Below are 17,789 nucleotides of genomic sequence, written 5' to 3' on the forward strand. Positions count from 1 at the left end.
TGAAAGCCTCCTTATTGTTGTTATGGGAATCCGATCAGACGGGCTCAGCCACCGGTCATGCTCATGAAGCGCACCACCTGGACCTGCTCGTCGGTGGCGAAGTGGTGCCGCTCGGGCTTCAGGCGCAACGCCTCGGTCAGCGCCTGACGCAGGCGCTCGCTGTCCCCCGGATGGGCGCGCAACAGGCGCTTGAGGTCCAGCGCGTTGTCGTGGCCGAGGCAGAGCACCAGCTTGCCTTCGGCGGTGACCCGCACGCGGTTGCAGTCGCCGCAGAAGTTGTGGCTATGCGGGGAGATGAACCCGACCTGGGTCTGCGTGCCGACCACCTGCCAGTAGCGCGAGGGGCCACCAGTCACCTTGCTGCTGCGCACCAGCGCATGGCGCTGTTCGATACGTTGGCGCACCTCGTCGCTGGAGCAGAAGGTCTGCTCGCGGCTGTGGCTGACCACGCTGCCCAGCGGCATTTCCTCGATAAAGCTGATGTCCAGGCCGCGCTCGACGGCAAACTCGACCAGATCGAGCACCTCGTCGTCGTTGCGCCCGCTCTGCACCACGCTGTTGAGCTTGATCCTGTCGAAGCCGGCGGCACGCGCGGCGTCGATGCCGGCCAACACCTGGTCGAGCTTGTCACGCCGGGTGAAGGCGGCGAAGCGCTCGCGCTGCAGGGAATCCAGGCTGATGTTCAGCCGGCGCACACCGGCTGCGCGCAAGGGCGCCGCCATCTCGGCCAGCTGCGAGCCATTGGTGGTAATCGCCAGGTCATCCAGCTCGTCACGCTCGCCCAGGCGCTGCAGCAGGCTCAGCAGATTCTTGCGTACCAGCGGTTCGCCACCGGTGATACGAATACGCCGCACGCCAAGGCCGATAAAGGCGTCGGCCACGGCATAGAGTTCTTCCAGGCTGAGGATCTGCTGGCGCGGGGCGAACTGCATGTCTTCGCTCATGCAGTAGGTGCAGCGAAAGTCGCAGCGGTCCGTCACCGACAAACGCAGGTAGGTGATACGCCGCCCGAAGGGATCGACGAGTTGGTTCGTGTGCACAGCGGGTCTCCTGCAGCGTCACGCGCCGAGACTTTTTGTCATGGATGTCGCTGCGAAGGATAAAAACAGAAAAGCCATTTCTTGTATACAGAAATTTGACTCAAGAGTCAGATAGCAGCTGCGCAGCCCGTGGCCGCTGCCTTGAGCCTCGCGCAAAGCCGGTGCTACCATGCCCGACCGCCGTCCGGCGGCAGAGGAAAACACAGGGCCTTATGACCAGCATTCGCGAGCGTAACAAAGAGCTCATCCTGCGCGCGGCCAGCGAAGAGTTCGCCGACAAGGGCTTCGCCGCCACCAAGACCAGCGACATCGCGGCCAAGGCCGGCCTGCCCAAGCCCAATGTCTACTACTACTTCAAGTCCAAGGAAAACCTCTACCGCGAGGTCCTGGAAAGCATCATCGAGCCGCTGCTGGCCGCCTCTGCGCCCTTCAACCAGCCGGGCCACCCGAGCGAGGTACTGACCGCCTACATCCGCTCGAAGATTCGTATTTCCCGCGAGCTGCCACATGCCTCCAAGGTATTCGCCAGCGAGATCATGCACGGTGCCCCGCACCTGTCGCCGGAGCAGACCGAACAGCTCAACGACCAGGCCAAACACAACATCGCCTGCATCCAGCGCTGGATCGACCAGGGCCTGATGGCCAAAGTCGACCCACACCACCTGCTGTTCAGCATCTGGGCCGCGACCCAGACCTACGCCGACTTCGACTGGCAGATTTCCACCGTCACCGGCAAGGCCAGCCTGGACGACGCCGATTACGAAGCCGCGGCGCAGACCATCATCCGCCTGGTGCTCAAGGGCTGCGAAGTCGCCCCGGCGCCGTCGACGGCGTCCGAATTGGTCAGCAGCGTCTAGCGGCTGACCACCGTAGGGTGCGCCATGCGCACCAAGACTTCCCGAACTCGACGTACTGAATTCGGTGCGCGCGGCGCACCCTACGAAGAGTCAGGGGCATCTCCGAAAGTCCGCAGGATGGATCGCGCCTTATCGATCCACCGCCCTGGTGGATCTAAAAAGCGACATCCACCCTACGCACTACGTCGAGCCAGCGGCATACGCCAGCCCGTAGGGTGCGCCATGCGCACCAAGACTTCCCGAACTCGACGTACCGAATTCGGTGCGCGCGGCGCACCCTACGAAGAGTCAGGGGCATCTCCGAAAGTCCGCAGGATGGATCGCGCCTTATCGATCCACCGCCCTGGTGGATCTAAAAAGCGACATCCACCCTACGCACTACGTCGAGCCAGCGACATACGCCAGTCCGTAGGGTGCGCCGTGCGCACCAAAGGCTTCCCGAACGTCCGCGTCATAAATCGGTGCGCGCGGCGCACCCTACGGGCCGCAGCCCGGATGCAATCCGGGGCATAGGGCGCACCGGCGGTAAAGCCGGTGCGCACGGCACACCCTACGCCCCGGCATCCGCCTTCAGGCCCAGCGACTCCAGCGCGCTGACTGCACACTGCTCGTCGATATCCGAGGTGTCGCCGGTGATGCCGACGGCGCCGATCACTTCGCCGCGGTCGTCGCGGATCAATACCCCGCCCGGCGCGGGTACCAGGCTGCCCTGGGCCAGGTTGTTCACCGCACCGATAAAGGCCGGACGCTGCTGCGCGTCGGCGGCGATCAGGCGCGAGCCCTTGCCCAGGGCCAGCGCGCCCCAGGCCTTGCCGATGGCGATCTGCGGGCGCAGCAGGCTGGCGCCGTCCTCGCGCTGCAGGCTGATCAGATGCCCGCCGGCATCCAGTACGGCGACGGTCAGCGGTGCCGCCTTTATCTCGCGGCCCACGGCCAGGGCGCGGTTGCCGATGGCGTTGGCGGTTTGCAGGTTCAAGTGGCTCATGGTGATGCTCCTAAGTGACAAAGGGAACGAACACTCGAGGCACCAGCACTTGGCGTAAGGCGGCATGCCCCGAGCAATCCAAAGCTCGCCCTCACTATCCCACCAGAAACAAAAACATCAATACCTACATACAATATTATTTTTCATTGTATACATTTATTCGAGCATTGCGGTCGACCACCCGGCCAAACCCGCTCAAACAGGCGTTTTAAAAGAAATCCGCCGCGGCGACAGACTGCCTCGGAAAAAATGTTGACCGCGAAGTCATGGCCTGCATAGAATCCGAGCCAAGCGTTTTGTATACAATCTGATAACAAAAGAGGCACAAGATATGGCCAGAATGAGAGCAATCGAGGCAGCCGTACTGGTGATGCGCCGCGAAGGCGTCGATACCGCGTTCGGCGTCCCCGGCGCTGCCATCAACCCCCTGTATGCCGCCCTGAAGAAACTCGGTGGCATCGATCACGTCCTGGCCCGTCACGTCGAAGGCGCTTCGCACATGGCCGAGGGTTACACCCGCACCAATGCCGGCAATATCGGCGTGTGCATCGGTACCTCGGGCCCCGCCGGCACCGACATGGTCACCGGCCTGTACTCGGCCTCCGCCGACTCCATCCCGATCCTGTGCATCACCGGCCAGGCGCCGCGTGCGCGCATGCACAAGGAAGATTTCCAGGCGGTCGACATCACCAGCATCGTCGGCCCGGTGACCAAGTGGGCCACCACCGTGATGGAGCCCGGCCAGGTGCCGCGCGCCTTCCAGCGTGCCTTCCATGAAATGCGCAGCGGCCGCCCCGGCCCGGTGCTGATCGACCTGCCGTTCGACGTGCAGATGGCCGAGATCGAGTTCGATATCGACGCCTACGAGCCGCTGCCGGTAGCCAAACCGAGCACCAGCCGCGTCCAGGCCGAGAAGGCCATCGCCATGCTCAACGAGGCCGAGCGCCCGCTGCTGGTCGCCGGTGGCGGCATCTTCAACGCCGATGCGGCGGACAAGCTGGTGGAGTTCGCCGAGCTGACCGGCGTGCCGGTGGTGCCGACCCTGATGGGCTGGGGCGCGATCCCCGACGATCACAAGCTGATGGTCGGCATGGTCGGCCTGCAGACCTCGCACCGCTACGGCAACGCCACCCTGCTCGCTTCCGACCTGGTGTTCGGCATCGGCAACCGCTGGGCCAACCGCCACACCGGCTCGGTGGACGTCTACACCGAGGGCCGCAAGTTCATCCACGTCGACATCGAACCGACCCAGATTGGCCGCGTGTTCAACCCAGACCTGGGTATCGCCTCCGACGCCGGCAACGCGCTGGACGCCTTCCTCGAGGTTGCCCGCGAGTGGAAAGCCGCCGGCAAGCTGAAGGACCGCAGCGCCTGGGTCGAAGCCTGCCGCGAGCGCAAGCGCACCCTGCAGCGCAAGACCCACTTCGACAACGTGCCGGCCAAGCCGCAGCGCGTCTACGAAGAGATGAACGAAGCCTTCGGCAAGGACACCTGCTACGTCAGCACCATCGGTCTGTCGCAGATCGCCGGCGCGCAGTTCCTGCACGTGTACAAGCCGCGCCACTGGATCAACTGCGGTCAGGCCGGCCCGCTGGGCTGGACCATTCCGGCGGCTCTCGGCGTGGTCAAGGCCGACCCGACCCGCAACGTGGTCGCGCTGTCTGGCGACTACGACTTCCAGTTCATGATCGAGGAGCTGGCCGTCGGCGCGCAGTTCAACCTGCCGTATATCCACGTGCTGGTGAACAACTCCTACCTGGGCCTGATCCGTCAGGCACAGCGCGGCTTCGACATCGATTACTGCGTGCAGCTGGCGTTCGAGAACATCAACGCACCGGAGCTCAACGGGTATGGCGTCGACCACATCGCCGTGGTCGAGGGCCTGGGCTGCAAGGCGATCCGCGTGTTCGATCCGAACGAGCTGCAGAACGCCTTCGCCGAAGCCAAGCGCCTGATGGCCGAGCACCGCGTGCCGGTGGTGGTGGAGGTGATCCTGGAGCGTGTCACCAACATCTCCATGGGCACCGAGATCAACGCCATCAACGAGTTCGAGGAGCTGGCCGAGCGCGGCGTCGACGCCCCGACCGCCATCTCGCTGCTCGACTGATCCGTAGGGTGCGCCGCGCGCACCGCATACCCGATGCGTACCACCTGGTGCGCACGGCGCACCCTACGGGCCACCACACCCTACGCAACCGAGGAATTTCTTATGCCCCGTTTTGCTGCCAACCTGTCCATGCTGTTCACCGAAGTGGACTTCCTGGACCGTTTCGCCGCCGCCGCCGAAGCCGGTTTCAGCGGCGTGGAATACCTCTTCCCCTATGACTTCGCGGTGGAAGAGATCAAGGCCCGTCTGGACGCCAACAAGCTCGAGCAGGTGCTGTTCAACCTGCCGGCCGGCGACTGGGGCAAGGGCGAGCGCGGCATCGCCTGCCATCCGGATCGCGTCGAGGAATTCCGCGCCGGCGTCGACAAGGCCATCGCCTACGCCAAGGTGCTGGGCAACACACAGATCAACTGCCTGGCCGGCATCCGTCCGCAGGGCGTGGATTGCGCGACCGTCGAGAAGACCTTCGTCGACAACCTGCGCTATGCCGCCGACAAGCTGGCCGGCGCCGGTATCCGCCTGGTAATGGAAGCCATCAACACCCGCGACATCCCCGGCTTCTACCTCAGCACCACCCAACAGGCCCTGGACATCCGCAACAAGGTCGGCAGCACCAACCTGTACCTGCAGTACGACATCTACCACATGCAGATCATGGAAGGTGACCTGGCCCGTACCGTGGAAAGCAACCTGGCCGCCATCAACCACGTGCAGCTGGCCGACAACCCGGGCCGCAACGAGCCGGGCACCGGCGAGATCAACTACCGCTTCCTCTTCGAGCACCTGGATCGCATCGGCTACCAGGGCTGGATCGGCTGTGAATACAAGCCGGCAACCACCACCGCTGCCGGCCTCGGCTGGATGGCTTCCCACCAGAACAGCATGCACAACGCAATCTGAGGAGACTCATCTCATGGCAAAAATCGGATTTATCGGCACCGGCATCATGGGCAAGCCCATGGCGCAGAACCTGCAGAAGGCCGGCCACACCCTGTTCTTCTCCGAGCACTTCGACAAGGCCCCGGCCGACCTGGTCGGCGACAACGGCATCGCCCTGGCCAACCCGAAGGAAGTGGCCCAGGAAGCCGAATTCATCATCGTCATGGTCCCGGACACTCCGCAGGTCGAAGACGTACTGTTCCGCACCGACGGCGTTGCTGCGGGCGTCGGTGCCGGCAAGGTGGTGATCGACATGAGCTCGATCTCCCCCACCGCCACCAAGGCCTTCGCCGAGAAGATCAAGGCCACCGGCGCCGCCTACCTGGACGCCCCGGTATCCGGCGGCGAAGTCGGTGCCAAGGCCGCCACCCTGTCGATCATGGTCGGCGGCTGCCCGAACGCTTTCGAACGCGCCCTGCCGCTGTTCCAGGCCATGGGCAAGAACATCACCCGCGTCGGCGGCAATGGCGACGGCCAGACCGCCAAGGTGGCCAACCAGATCATCGTCGCGCTGAACATCCAGGCGGTGGCCGAAGCCCTGCTGTTCGCCGCCAAGAACGGCGCCGACCCGGCCAAGGTGCGTGAAGCGCTGATGGGCGGCTTCGCCGGCTCGAAGATCCTCGAAGTGCACGGCGAGCGCATGATCAAGGGCACCTTCGATCCGGGCTTCCGCATCAGCCTGCACCAGAAGGACCTGAACCTGGCGCTGTCCGGCGCCCGCGAGCTGGGCCTGAACCTGCCCAACACCGCCAACGCCCAGCAGGTGTTCAGCACCTGCGCGGCCCTCGGTGGCAGCGGTTGGGACCACTCTGCCCTGATCAAGGGTCTGGAGCATATGGCCAACTTCAATATCCGCGGCGAGTAACAAGGCGGTGCGCGCGGCGCACCCTACGGGGTATCGCGAGCCGTAGGGTGCGCCGTGCGCACCGACCAGCCGGATCGCCCCGGCACCCTTTCGACCTTCCTGGCAGGAGGTGTCACGGCCCGATTGCCAGGTTGGTCGATTCCACTCCCCAGGCGCTGCCAACGCGGCGCCTGCGGACTGGAATCGACCCTGCGTCACCCTGACGGGCATGCCGCGCAGGCACCCCGACTCATCGACTCCTACGCGGCCTGCCCGCCTCGCTACGCGACTCTCAAGCCAAGAACAAGAGAACACCGCCATGAACTTCGACCCGCAACGCCTGCTGCGCGACCTGTTCGCTACCGCCATTGCCGCCGCCCATCCGCGCCAGGTGCTGGCCGACCATCTACCCGCCGACCGCAGTGGTCGCGTCATCGTCATCGGCGCCGGCAAGGCCGCCGCGGCCATGGCCGAGGTGATCGAGCAGGAGTGGCAGGGCGAGGTCAGCGGCCTGGTGGTGACCCGCTACGAGCACGGCGCCGATTGCAGGAAGATCGAGGTGGTGGAAGCCGCGCACCCGGTGCCGGACGATGCCGGCGAGCGCGTCGCCCGCCGCGTGCTGGAGCTGGTGTCGAGCCTGTCCGAAGACGACCGGGTGATTTTCCTGCTTTCCGGCGGCGGCTCCTCGCTGCTGGCGCTGCCGGCAGAGGGCATCAGCCTTAAGGACAAGCAGGCGATCAACAAGGCGCTGCTCAAATCCGGCGCCACCATTGGCGAGATGAACTGCGTGCGCAAGCACCTCTCGGCGATCAAGGGCGGCCGCCTGGCCAAGGCCTGCTGGCCGGCCACGGTCTACACCTACGCCATCTCCGACGTGCCAGGCGACGAGGCCACGGTGATCGCCTCAGGCCCCACCGTGGGCGACCCGACCACCTCGGCAGAAGCCCTGGCGATTCTCGCTCGCTATGGCATCGACATCCCGGCCAACGTGCGCGCCTGGCTGCAGGACCCGCGCTCGGAAACGGTCAAGCCGGGCGACCCGGTACTCGCCCGTAGCCACTTCCAGCTGATCGCCACCCCGCAGCAGTCGCTCGACGCCGCCGCAGCCAAGGCCGAAGCGGCCGGCCTGCCGGTGCTGATTCTCGGCGACCTGGAAGGCGAGTCGCGCGACGTGGCCAAGGTGCATGCCGGCATCGCCCGCCAGGTGCAGCTGCACGGCCAGCCGATCAAGCCGCCGTGCGTGATTCTCTCCGGCGGCGAAACCACCGTAACCGTGCGCGGCAACGGCCGTGGCGGACGCAACGCCGAATTTCTCCTGAGCCTCACCGAGAGCCTAAAGGGCCTGCCCGGCGTCTACGCGCTGGCCGGTGACACCGACGGTATCGACGGCTCCGAAGACAACGCCGGCGCCATCATGACGCCCTACAGCCATGCCCGTGCCGGCATCAAGGGCCTGTCCGCCCGCGACGAGCTGGACAACAACAACGGCTACGGCTACTTCGCTGCCCTCGACGAGCTGATCGTCACCGGCCCGACCCGTACCAACGTCAACGATTTCCGCGCCATCCTCATTCTCGAGAGCCCTGCTCAATGAACGCCGACAAGAAAGTAAAGATCCTCGCCACCCTCGGCCCGGCCATCCGCGACGCCGCGCATATCCGCCAGCTGGTGGAGGCCGGGGTCAACCTGTTCCGCCTCAACTTCAGCCACGGCGAGCACGCCGATCACGCCCAGCGCTACCAGTGGGTGCGCGAGGTGGAGCGCGAGCTGAATCAGCCCATCGGCATTCTCATGGACCTGCAGGGGCCCAAGCTGCGCGTCGGCCGTTTCGCCGAAGGCAAGGTGGATCTGGTCAACGGACAGAGCCTGCGCCTGGATCTGGACGCCACGCCCGGCGACGCCAGCCGGGTCAACCTGCCCCACCCGGAAATCATCGAAGCCCTGCAGCCGGGCATGAGCCTGCTGCTGGACGACGGCCGCCTGCGCCTGAAAGTGACCGCCAAGCAGAATGACGCCGTGATAACCGAGGTGATCGCCGGTGGCGAGCTGTCCGACCGCAAGGGCGTCAATGTGCCCGAGGCCGTGCTGCAGCTGTCGCCACTGACCGAGAAGGATCGTCGCGACCTGGCCTTCGGCCTGGAGCTGGGCGTGGACTGGGTGGCGCTGTCCTTCGTGCAACGCCCCGAGGACATCGTCGAAGCCCGCGAGCTGATTGGCGGCAAGGCCTTCCTGATGGCCAAGATCGAGAAGCCCTCGGCGGTGATTCACCTGGAAGAAATCGCCAAGCTGTGCGACGCCATCATGGTGGCGCGCGGCGATCTGGGCGTGGAAGTGCCGGCCGAGAACGTGCCGCGCATTCAGAAGGACATCGTGCGCACCTGCCGCCAACTGGGCCGCCCGGTGGTGGTCGCCACGCAGATGCTCGAATCCATGCGCTTCTCTCCGGCGCCGACCCGCGCCGAAGTCACCGACGTGGCCAACGCAGTGGCCGAAGGCGCCGATGCGGTGATGCTGTCGGCCGAGACCGCCTCCGGCGACTACCCGCTGGAAACCGTGCAGATGATGAGCAAGATCATCCGCCAGGTGGAGAACGGCCCGGACTACCAGAGCCAGCTCGACGTCGGTCGCCCGCAGGCCGAGGCCACCGCCAGCGACGCCATCAGCTGCGCCATCCGCCGTATCAGCTCGATCCTGCCGGTGGCGGCATTGGTCAACTACACGGAATCCGGCAGCTCCAGCCTGCGTGCCTCGCGTGAACGACCGAAGGCGCCGATCTTGAGCCTGACGCCGAGCCTGACCACGGCCCGCCGCCTGACCGTGGCCTGGGGCATCTACTCGGTGGTCAACGAGCGCCTGCGCCGGGTCGAGGAAGTCACCAGCACCGCGCTGGAGATCGCCCAGGCCCAGGGCATGGCCAAGCGCGGCGAAACCGTGGTGATCACCGCCGGCGAACCCTTCGGCCAGCCCGGCAGTACCAACAGCCTGAGGATCGAAACGCTGCAGTGACTCGCCCCGTAGCCCGGATGAAATCCGGGGAATGCTCGACTGCTGCTTCCCGGCTTTCATCTGGGCTACGCATAAAGCCAACGCAGGATGTCGCGGGGCCACTTAGGCCTTGCGCACCTGCTATGGCAAGGCGGTTTTGGTGCGCACGGCGCACCCTACACGTCTCCTCCAAGCGACACGGACAGCTCCCCTCTCCCATTTATGGGAGAGGGGCTGGGGGAGAGGGCTCTCTTGGCATATACATCATGCCCCGACTACCAACCTCACACCCTGCCCTGCAAAGCCTGCGCGCCCTGCTCTGCGGCTTCGCCCAGATCTTCCTGCAAAAGAGCCCCGGATGCGGCGCACTGGTGCTGCTCGCAATTCTGATCGGCGCACCCGAGCTGCTGCCCGGCGCCCTGCTCGGCGGCCTGACCTCGACGTGGGTGGCGCTACGCCGCGGCTACCCGAAGGCGGACATCGCCATCGGCCTGTACGGCTACAACGGCGTCCTGCTCGGTCTGCTGCTCAGCCTGAAACTGCCGTGGACGCTGCTGCTGCCCGTGCTGATCGTCGCCAGCGCCACCCTGTCCAGCCTGCTGCTGGCACCCTGGATGCGGCGCATGCGCCAGCATGGCTGGCTGCCCGCCTTCACCTTTCCCTTCGTGCTGCTGGGTTGGCTGCTGCTGGCACTGCTCGCTCATCTGGAGCTGTCAGCTGCACCGCCAGCCAGCGCGCCCGACGCGCCGGCGCTGAGCCTCCTGCAGCTGATACTCGCCGTGCTGCGCGGCCTCGGCCAGGTGATCTTCCTCGACTCGCCACTGGCCGGCCTGTGCCTGCTGCTCGGATTGCGCCTGGCCGATGGCCGCATGGCGCTGTGGGCGCTGCTGGGTTCCAGCGGCGGCTTCGCCCTGGCGCTCTTCTCCGGCTGGCCCGGCGAGGGTGCGCTGGCCGGTCTCTACGGCTACAACGCCACTCTGGCGGCCATTGCCCTGGCCCAGGTACACCGCAACCTCTGGGTGCCCGCCCTCGGCATCCTGCTCGCCCCGCTGCTGCAGCCCGGTTTCAGCGCCCTCGGCCTGCCGGCCCTGACCATGCCCTTCATCCTCGCCTGCTGGCTGATCAGAGCCGGCGCGCAGAGCTGGCAGCAGGCAGTCAGAAACAGCGCAGCGCCCTGACGCCCGCCCCCTCTTCCCGCTCGTAAAGAGTGAACTCCCGCCTCGTTTGGCGGGCTAATTCATATCTGCTGCAACGAGCGATACCCATGCCCGACGTTGTCCTTTGCCCTGCCATCGCCGTTTCGCCTGTTGTCAGGTTTTGTCGAGGGGCGCGCCGATGAGCCTGGCGCCTGGCGACATCGAACTACCGGCCGACCTGCGCTATGTCGACGACAGCATGCCCGGCATCAGCCGCCGCAAGCTGCGCGGCAAGTTCTGCTACTTCGACACGCAGGGCCAGCGCATCCGCGATCCCAAGGAGGTGGCTCGCATCAATGCCCTGGCAGTGCCGCCCGCCTACACCGATGTCTGGATCTGCCCACTGGCCAACGGTCATCTGCAGGCAACCGGCCGCGATGCCCGCGGGCGCAAGCAATACCGTTACCACGCCCGCTGGCGCGAAATCCGCGATGCGGACAAGTACGCCAGCCTGCTGGCATTCGGCAAAGCCCTGCCGGCGCTGCGCGAAGCGCTGCAGCAGCACCTGAACCTGCGCGAACACCGCCGCGAGAAGGTGCTGGCGACCGTGATCATGCTGCTGGACAACACCCTGATCCGGGTCGGCAACGCCCGCTACGCGCGGGACAATCGCTCCTATGGGCTGACCACCCTGCGCAACCGTCACGTCGAGGTGCAAGGCAACACCATACGCTTTCACTTTCGCGGCAAGAGCGGCATCGAGCATGAGGTGCAGGTCAACGATCGACGCCTGGCGCGCATCATCCAGCGCTGTCTGGAACTGCCCGGGCAACACCTGTTCCAGTATCTGGACGAGCATGGCGAGCGTCGCGCGGTGACCTCCACCGATATCAACGAGTACCTGCGTGAACTTACCGGCGCCGACTTCACCGCCAAGCACTACCGCACCTGGGCCGGCAGCGCGCTGGCCCTGACGCTATTGCGCGAGCTCGAATGGCAGCCGGAAAGCGCAGCCAAGAAGCACGTGGTGGCCATGGTCAAGGAGGTGGCGCAGCAGCTGCGCAATACGCCGGCGGTCTGCCGCAAGTGCTACATCCATCCGGCCCTGATCGACGCCTTCCTCGCTGGCGAGCTGGCCGGCATCCGCCTGGCGACATCGCGCAAGGGCCTGCGCGCCGAAGAAAGCCTGCTGATGCGCTTTCTGGAAAAACTGCCGCCCGCCTGAGCCGCCTGGCCCAGGAAGCCAATCAGCGTTCGCGCTCCACGGTTCCAGCCTCGCTCGGCGTATCCGCAGCCTGCGCGCCTCCCGCCTGCCAGCCACCGCCCAGCGCCACGTACAACGCCACCTGCGCGGTCGCCAGTGCGGTGCGACCTTCCAATGCCCGCTGGCGCGCCTGCAGTGCGCCGCGCTGGGCGTCCAGCACCTCACTCAGGTTCGCCTCGCCCAGCTCGTAGCTGCGCTGCGCCAGCCGGTGCGCGCGCTCGCGGTGCTCGCGGGTGCGGCTGAGGGCGGCGTGCCGACGCTGTTGGCCGGCAATGCGCGTCAGGCCGCGTTCGACCTCCTCCAGCGCGCGGGCCAGGGCCTGCTCGAAGGCGATATAGGCGCCCTCGCCCTCGGCATCGGCCAGTTCGATGGCGGCACCGCGGTTTGCATAGTCCAGCAGCGGCAGGCCGAAGGTGGCGCCGACCCGGGCGAAGTTCGACGCGCTGGAAACGGCGTCGCCCAACGCGAAGCCGGAGCGACCCACGGCAGCCTGCACCGCCAGTTTCGGGAACAGGTCGCGGCGGGCGGCCAGTGCCTGCAGTTCGGCGGCATCCAGCCGCGCCGCTTCGGCGATCAGGTCCGGGCGACGGCGCAACAGGTCGATGGGCTGACCGGCGGCGATTCGCGATTCGGCCAACGGCACCGCCGTACTGGCGGCGAGCTGGACGGCGCTACTGCCCGGCGGCTCGGCAAGCAGGGTATCCAGCGCCAGCTGCGCTTCGGCCAGGTGGATATCCAGCTCGTCCAGATCGGCTTCCAGCGATGCGCGTTCGGCGGAGGTGGCCTCGACGTCCAGCCCGGTCACCTCGCCAGCATGAAACAGCAGCCCGGCGATGCGCTCCAGTTCGCGGGCCACCTCGATGCCTTCGACCAAGAGCGCGCGCTGCCCCTGCAGCGCGCGCAGCTGCAGATAGCCCTGCGCGGTGTTGGCGGCCACGGCCAGGCGTGCGGCCACCGTCTGCGCCTCGGCCGAGCGCAGTTGCTGGGCGGCGCTGTCGCGCCGGGCGCGGGTGGCGCCGAACAGGTCCAGTTCCCAGGTCGCCTGCAGCGCCAGTTCCCAGCTGTCGAAGGCGATCGGGTCGTCATCCGGGATGAACTCGGCCAGCGGGCTACCGGGTTCGGCGTCCTGGTCGTTCTCGATCCACTGGCGGCTGGCCGAGCCCGGCAAATCGAAGCTCGGCAGCAGGCCGGCGCGCGACTGGCGCAGCTGCGCGCGGGCGCTGTCGACCCGCGCCATGGCCAGGCGTACATCGTGGTTCTGCTGCATGGCGCGGTGGACCAGCGCGGTGAGCTGCGGGTCGTCGAACTGGCGCCACCAGCTGGCCAGCGACTCGGCATCGGCCGGGTGGACGCCGGCGGCGCTGAACCAGGTATCCGGCAGTTGCGGCGCCGGGTGCTGCGGTGCGCTGGAGCAGGCGCTCAGGGCCAGGGCGAGCAGCAGCGGAGCGGCCAGGGCCTTGGCAGTCATGCGGTTTCCTCCGGGCGCACTTTCATCAGCAGCAGGTACAGGCAAGGCACGGCCAGCAGGGTCAGCAGCGTGGCGAAGCCCAGGCCGCCCATGATGGTCACCGCCATGTTGGCGAAGAACGGGTCGAACAGCAGCGGCACCATGCCCAGCACCGTGGTGCCGGCGGCCATCGTCACCGGGCGCAGACGCGAGGCCGAGGCCTCGATGATGGCGGTCAGGCGCGGCACCTCGGCGGCGATCTGCCGGTCGATTTCATCCACCAGCACCACGGCGTTCTTGATCAGCATGCCGGTCAGGCTGAGCAGGCCGAGCAGCGCCATGAAGCCGAAGGCCTGGCCGGTGAGCAGCAGGCCGAAACTCACGCCGCAGATGGCCATGGGCACCACCGCCCAGATCATCAGCGGCTGACGCACCCGGGCGAACAGCAGTACGGTGACCAGCACCATCGCCAAATAAGGCACCGCCAGCGTGCTGGCCAGCGCCTGCTGGGCATCGGAGGACTGCTCGTAGTCGCCGCCCCACTTCAGGCTGTAGTTCACCGGCAGCTCGATGCCCTCGATCAGCGGACGGATGCGCTCGTGCGCCTCGTTGGTGTTCTCGCCGTCGCGCGGTTCGGCGCGGATGGAGATGGTGCGCTCGCGGTCGTAGCGCACGATGATGCCGTCCTCGCTGCTCGGTTCGATGCGGTCGGCGACCTGCGCCAGCGGCACGTAACCGTTGCCGGCCGGGCTCCAGATCAGCCGTTGCAGCAGGTTGTCGGCGTCGATGCGGTCATCCGGCGCGGCGCGCAGCACCACCGGGATCAGCTCGTCGCGCTCGCGCAGCAGGCTGACGCGCTGGCCCTCGCTGCCGGCAGCCAGTGCGCGCGCCACCGCCTGGCGGGTCAGTCCGGCATCGGCGAGGCGATCCAGCGCCAGCTGCGGGCGCAGCACCAGCACCGGCTGACGCCAGTCGTCGCGCACGTTGAGCACCCGGCCCTGCTCCTGCAGGCGCTTGCGCCCCTCGGCGGATATCTCGCGCAGCACCTCGATGTCCGGGCCGCTGATGCGCGCCTCCAGCTTGGCCTCGGCATTGGGGCCGAACATGAACTGGGCGGCGCTGACGTCCGCCGATGGATAGCGCTGCGGTAGCTCCTGGTTGATCTGCCGGACCAGGCCGTCGATCCGCTCGGCATCCTCGGTGCGCACGAGAAAGTGCATCAGCGAGGCATTCGGCTGCTCCGGCATGTAGGTGAGCATGAAGCGCGAGGCCCCGGCGCCGATGAAGCTCGACACATCGCTCACGCCGTCCTGCTCGGCCAGGTACTGCTCGACCTCGCTGGCAGCGCGCGCGGTATCGCGGATATGCGTGCCCTGCGGCAGGAACAGGTTGACGTAGAACAGCGGCGTGCTCGACGGCGGGAAGAAGCTCTGCGGCAGACGGGTGAAGATCACCGCGCTGATCACCGTCAGCACCAGCAGCGCGCCGATGGTCAGCTTCGGCCAGCGCAGCACACCTGTAGCCAGCCGGCGATAGCGCGCGTACCAGGGGCCGTCGTATGCGGCATCGGCATCCTCGTCGGCGCCGCCATTGCGCAGCAGGTAATGGCCGAACAGCGGTACCAGCAGCAGGGCCAGCAACCAGCTGAGCAGCAGCGACACGGCAATGACGAAGAACAGCGAGAAGAGGAACTCGCCGGTGGTGTCCTGGGACAGGCCGATGCCGGCGAAGGCCAGGATGCCGATGATGGTCGCCCCCAGCAGCGGCCACTGCGTCTGTTGCAGCGTCTGCTGCGACGCCTCGAGGATGCTCTTGCCCTGGCGCTGACGCACCAGCATGCCGTCGCAGACCACCACCGCGTTGTCCACCAGCATGCCCATGGCGATGATCAGCGCGCCGAGGGAAATCCGCTCCAGCTCGATGCCGACCAGCCACATCACCAGCAACGTGCCGAGCACGGTGAGAAACAGCACCGCGCCGATGATCACCCCGGCGCGCAGGCCCATGGCGATGCACAGCACGCCGACCACGATGGCCACCGAGAGGAACACGTTGAGGGCGAAACTGTTCACCGACTCGTCGACGATGCGGTGCTGCTGGTACAGCGGGTGCAGCTCGGCGCCCAGCGGCATGCGGTGCTCGTTGGCCTGCAGCACTGCCTCGACGCTGTGCCCGACCTCGACGATGTTCGCCCCGGACACCCCGCTGATACCCAGCGTCAGCGCCGGCTGGCCGTTGTGGCGGATGATCTGCTGCGGCCGCTCGGCGTAGTCGCGCGAGAGCTTGGCGATGGCGCCCAGCTCGACCCGCTGCGGGCCCTGGCCGACCGACAGCGCGCGCAGCTCCTCCAGGGAGTCGAACGCTCCGCTGGGGCGCAGGCGCACGAAGAAGTCGCCGGCATTGACGCCGCCGGCTTCCACCGCGGCATCGGTATCGCCCAGCGCTGCGGCGATCTCGTCGGGGGCGATGTTCATCGCCGCCAGCTGCGCCTGATCGACCTCCACCAGGATGCGTTCCTCCTGCACACCGGCGATCTCCACCTTGCCGACGCCGTCGGCGGTGAGCAGCGCGCGGCGCAGGTCCTTGGCCGTTTCGTGCAGTTCCTTGAGCGTCAGACCGTCGCCGGTCAGGGCGTAGAAGATGCCGTAGACATCACCGAAATCGTCGTTGACCTGCGGCGGCTCGATGCCCGGCGGCAGGTCGCCCTGGGCATCGTTGATCTTGTTGCGCAGCTCGTCCCAGATCTGCGGCAGCGCGTCACCGTCGTAGCGGTCCTGCATCTCCACGCGGATCTCGGCGATGCCCGGCATCGAGCGCGAGCGGATCTCCTTGATCTGCGACATCTGCTGGATGGCGCTTTCCAGCGGCTCGGTCACCTGCAGCTCGACCTCCAGCGCCGTGGCGCCGGGGTACTGCACGTTGACGATGGCCTGCTTGATGGTGAATTCCGGGTCTTCCAGGCGGCCGATCTCGAAGAAGGCGAGGATGCCGCCGAGCAGGCAGGTGAGCACCAGAATCCAGATATTGACCGGCCGAGTGATGGCGTAACGGGCGAAATCCATCGGCTCAGTTCCGCTCCCGCGCTTCGATCGGCTGGTCCTCGTGCAGTTTGCTGCCGCCGGCGACGATGATCGGCAGCTGCGCCTGCAGGCCCTCGCCGCGGATCAGCGCCTGATCGCCTTCGACCTGCTGCAGCTGCACCGTCAGCCGCCGCGCGCGACCTTCATCGGCCTGCCAGATGAAGTGCTTGCCGTCGCTGCCGGTCTGCAGCGCCGACAGCGGCAGGCGAAAGCCCTCCTCCTCTGTCTGTGGCTGCGCGGGGCGCTGCAGACTGACGCGCATGGCCATGCCCGGCAGCAGGTTGTAGTCCTCGGGCGGCTCGCCCTGCAGCACCAGCCGGTAGGTGCGCGCACCTTCGCGCGGCTGGGTGCTGTGCTCCTTGTAGCGCAGCGGCAGGCGCAGATCGGCGATCACCAGCTGCGCTTCGGCCTCGAGCTCGGGCCCGAGCGGAATGCTCAGCGCGGCGCTTTCCGGCAGATCGACGCTGACCTCGATCTGGCGGTTGTCCTGCATCTCGAACACCGGCGTGCCGACCGCTACCACCATGTCCGGCTCGGCCAGGCGGCGCGCCACCACGCCATCGAACGGCGCGTTCAGGGTGCTGTGGTCCAAGTCGCGCTGCGCGCTGTCGCGAGCCACCCGCGCGGCCACGGTGTTGGCCTCCAGCGCCTCGATGGCGGCAGGGGCGAGAATGCCTTCGGCAAGCAGGGTGCGCTTGCGCGCCAGATCCGCCTCCAGCTGACGCAGGCGCGCCTCGGCTTCACGCAGCTGCAGGCGGTAGTCGGTGCGGTCCAGCTCGGCCAGCGGCTGCCCCCGCCTGACGCGGGTGCCCTCATCGATCAGGATGCGCTCGATGCGCCCGGCCACCTCGAACGACAGCTGGGTGGTGGTCACGCTCTGCACCACCCCGGAGAAACGCAGCGCCTCGGCCTGCGGCGCGGCGGGCTGCAGCGGCTCGACCAATGCCACCCGCGGCGGCTCGGGTGCCGGCTCTGCCTCGGAGGAACAGCCGCCGAGCAGCGGCAGCGCACAGGCGACGATCATCAACCAGGACTTGGGCCAGAGGGATGCTGGTGTTGACGTCATCGGGACTCCTGTCTGATCGGTTTGCGACCGCGGGTTCGG

The 17,789-nt window shown here is 67.0% G+C and carries 13 protein-coding genes; 8 read left to right on the forward strand and 5 right to left on the reverse strand.

The window, feature by feature from the left end; all coding sequences use genetic code 11:
- Positions 1–44: 44 nt before the first annotated feature.
- The gene (moaA, locus tag L1F06_RS14695; protein ID WP_012018980.1) at positions 45–1,040 is read right to left on the reverse strand and encodes a GTP 3',8-cyclase MoaA; all 996 of its coding nucleotides are present in this window, start codon (positions 1,038–1,040) and stop codon (positions 45–47) included.
- A 212-nt stretch (positions 1,041–1,252) separates the two neighbouring features.
- Here moaA and L1F06_RS14700 point away from each other — a divergent pair, with 212 nt between their 5' ends.
- Entirely contained in the window at positions 1,253–1,897 is a 645-nt protein-coding gene (locus L1F06_RS14700; protein WP_003243302.1) for a TetR/AcrR family transcriptional regulator, read from the forward strand.
- 550 nt (positions 1,898–2,447) lie between these two features.
- On the opposite strand, the gene L1F06_RS14705 is transcribed toward L1F06_RS14700, so the two are convergent.
- Positions 2,448–2,882, reverse strand: coding sequence for a GlcG/HbpS family heme-binding protein (locus tag L1F06_RS14705; protein ID WP_012018981.1), 435 nt, complete (start codon positions 2,880–2,882; stop codon positions 2,448–2,450).
- Positions 2,883–3,213: 331 nt separating this feature from the next.
- Between L1F06_RS14705 and gcl the strand changes: the two genes are divergently transcribed.
- From gcl to L1F06_RS14740, 7 genes are all read left to right on the forward strand, one after another.
- Entirely contained in the window at positions 3,214–4,989 is a 1,776-nt protein-coding gene (gcl, locus tag L1F06_RS14710) for a glyoxylate carboligase (protein ID WP_012018982.1), read from the forward strand.
- 102 nt (positions 4,990–5,091) lie between these two features.
- Positions 5,092–5,889 (forward strand): hydroxypyruvate isomerase, encoded by a 798-nt coding sequence (hyi, locus tag L1F06_RS14715; protein WP_012018983.1) that lies wholly within the window; start codon positions 5,092–5,094, stop codon positions 5,887–5,889.
- Between the two features lie 13 nt (positions 5,890–5,902).
- Positions 5,903–6,793, forward strand: coding sequence for a 2-hydroxy-3-oxopropionate reductase (locus tag L1F06_RS14720; protein ID WP_012018984.1), 891 nt, complete (start codon positions 5,903–5,905; stop codon positions 6,791–6,793).
- Between the two features lie 298 nt (positions 6,794–7,091).
- Positions 7,092–8,366, forward strand: coding sequence for a glycerate kinase type-2 family protein (locus tag L1F06_RS14725; RefSeq protein ID WP_012018985.1), 1,275 nt, complete (start codon positions 7,092–7,094; stop codon positions 8,364–8,366).
- Positions 8,363–9,778 carry a pyruvate kinase gene (gene pyk / locus L1F06_RS14730; RefSeq protein ID WP_129482213.1) on the forward strand — a complete coding sequence of 472 codons (1,416 nt, stop codon included), beginning with the start codon at positions 8,363–8,365 and terminating at the stop codon, positions 9,776–9,778. Before L1F06_RS14725 ends, pyk begins: the two co-directional genes overlap by 4 nt.
- Positions 9,779–10,023: 245 nt before the next feature.
- Positions 10,024–10,935 carry an urea transporter gene (locus tag L1F06_RS14735; protein ID WP_129482212.1) on the forward strand — a complete coding sequence of 304 codons (912 nt, stop codon included), beginning with the start codon at positions 10,024–10,026 and terminating at the stop codon, positions 10,933–10,935.
- Between the two features lie 157 nt (positions 10,936–11,092).
- Entirely contained in the window at positions 11,093–12,118 is a 1,026-nt protein-coding gene (locus tag L1F06_RS14740) for a DNA topoisomerase IB (RefSeq protein WP_012018988.1), read from the forward strand.
- 22 nt (positions 12,119–12,140) lie between these two features.
- Here L1F06_RS14740 and L1F06_RS14745 read toward each other — a convergent pair whose 3' ends face one another.
- The 3 genes from L1F06_RS14745 to L1F06_RS14755 are packed head-to-tail and all read right to left on the reverse strand — an operon-like array spanning position 12,141 to position 17,750.
- Positions 12,141–13,625, reverse strand: a complete 1,485-nt coding sequence (locus L1F06_RS14745; protein ID WP_129482211.1) for an efflux transporter outer membrane subunit — start codon at positions 13,623–13,625, stop codon at positions 12,141–12,143.
- Positions 13,622–16,666: an efflux RND transporter permease subunit gene (locus tag L1F06_RS14750; protein ID WP_129482210.1), complete on the reverse strand. Its 3,045-nt coding sequence runs from the start codon at positions 16,664–16,666 to the stop codon at positions 13,622–13,624. Before L1F06_RS14750 ends, L1F06_RS14745 begins: the two co-directional genes overlap by 4 nt.
- A gap of 4 nt (positions 16,667–16,670) precedes the next feature.
- The gene (locus tag L1F06_RS14755) at positions 16,671–17,750 is read right to left on the reverse strand and encodes an efflux RND transporter periplasmic adaptor subunit (protein ID WP_129482209.1); all 1,080 of its coding nucleotides are present in this window, start codon (positions 17,748–17,750) and stop codon (positions 16,671–16,673) included.
- Between the last annotated feature and the right edge of the window lie 39 nt (positions 17,751–17,789).

It is taken from the genome of Pseudomonas hydrolytica, from assembly GCF_021495345.1.
Classification (GTDB): domain Bacteria; phylum Pseudomonadota; class Gammaproteobacteria; order Pseudomonadales; family Pseudomonadaceae; genus Aquipseudomonas; species Aquipseudomonas hydrolytica.

Excerpts from the sequence above, each read along its gene's own strand:
- L1F06_RS14700 (WP_003243302.1), top strand. The coding sequence starts at position 1,253 with ATGACCAGCATTCGCGAGCGTAACAAAGAGCTCATCCTGCGCGCGGCC.
- L1F06_RS14705 (WP_012018981.1), bottom strand. The coding sequence starts at position 2,882 with ATGAGCCACTTGAACCTGCAAACCGCCAACGCCATCGGCAACCGCGCC.
- gcl (WP_012018982.1), top strand. The coding sequence starts at position 3,214 with ATGGCCAGAATGAGAGCAATCGAGGCAGCCGTACTGGTGATGCGCCGC.
- hyi (WP_012018983.1), top strand. The coding sequence starts at position 5,092 with ATGCCCCGTTTTGCTGCCAACCTGTCCATGCTGTTCACCGAAGTGGAC.
- L1F06_RS14720 (WP_012018984.1), top strand. The coding sequence starts at position 5,903 with ATGGCAAAAATCGGATTTATCGGCACCGGCATCATGGGCAAGCCCATG.
- L1F06_RS14725 (WP_012018985.1), top strand. The coding sequence starts at position 7,092 with ATGAACTTCGACCCGCAACGCCTGCTGCGCGACCTGTTCGCTACCGCC.
- pyk (WP_129482213.1), top strand. The coding sequence starts at position 8,363 with ATGAACGCCGACAAGAAAGTAAAGATCCTCGCCACCCTCGGCCCGGCC.
- L1F06_RS14735 (WP_129482212.1), top strand. The coding sequence starts at position 10,024 with ATGCCCCGACTACCAACCTCACACCCTGCCCTGCAAAGCCTGCGCGCC.
- L1F06_RS14740 (WP_012018988.1), top strand. The coding sequence starts at position 11,093 with ATGAGCCTGGCGCCTGGCGACATCGAACTACCGGCCGACCTGCGCTAT.
- L1F06_RS14745 (WP_129482211.1), bottom strand. The coding sequence starts at position 13,625 with ATGACTGCCAAGGCCCTGGCCGCTCCGCTGCTGCTCGCCCTGGCCCTG.
- L1F06_RS14750 (WP_129482210.1), bottom strand. The coding sequence starts at position 16,666 with ATGGATTTCGCCCGTTACGCCATCACTCGGCCGGTCAATATCTGGATT.
- L1F06_RS14755 (WP_129482209.1), bottom strand. The coding sequence starts at position 17,750 with ATGACGTCAACACCAGCATCCCTCTGGCCCAAGTCCTGGTTGATGATC.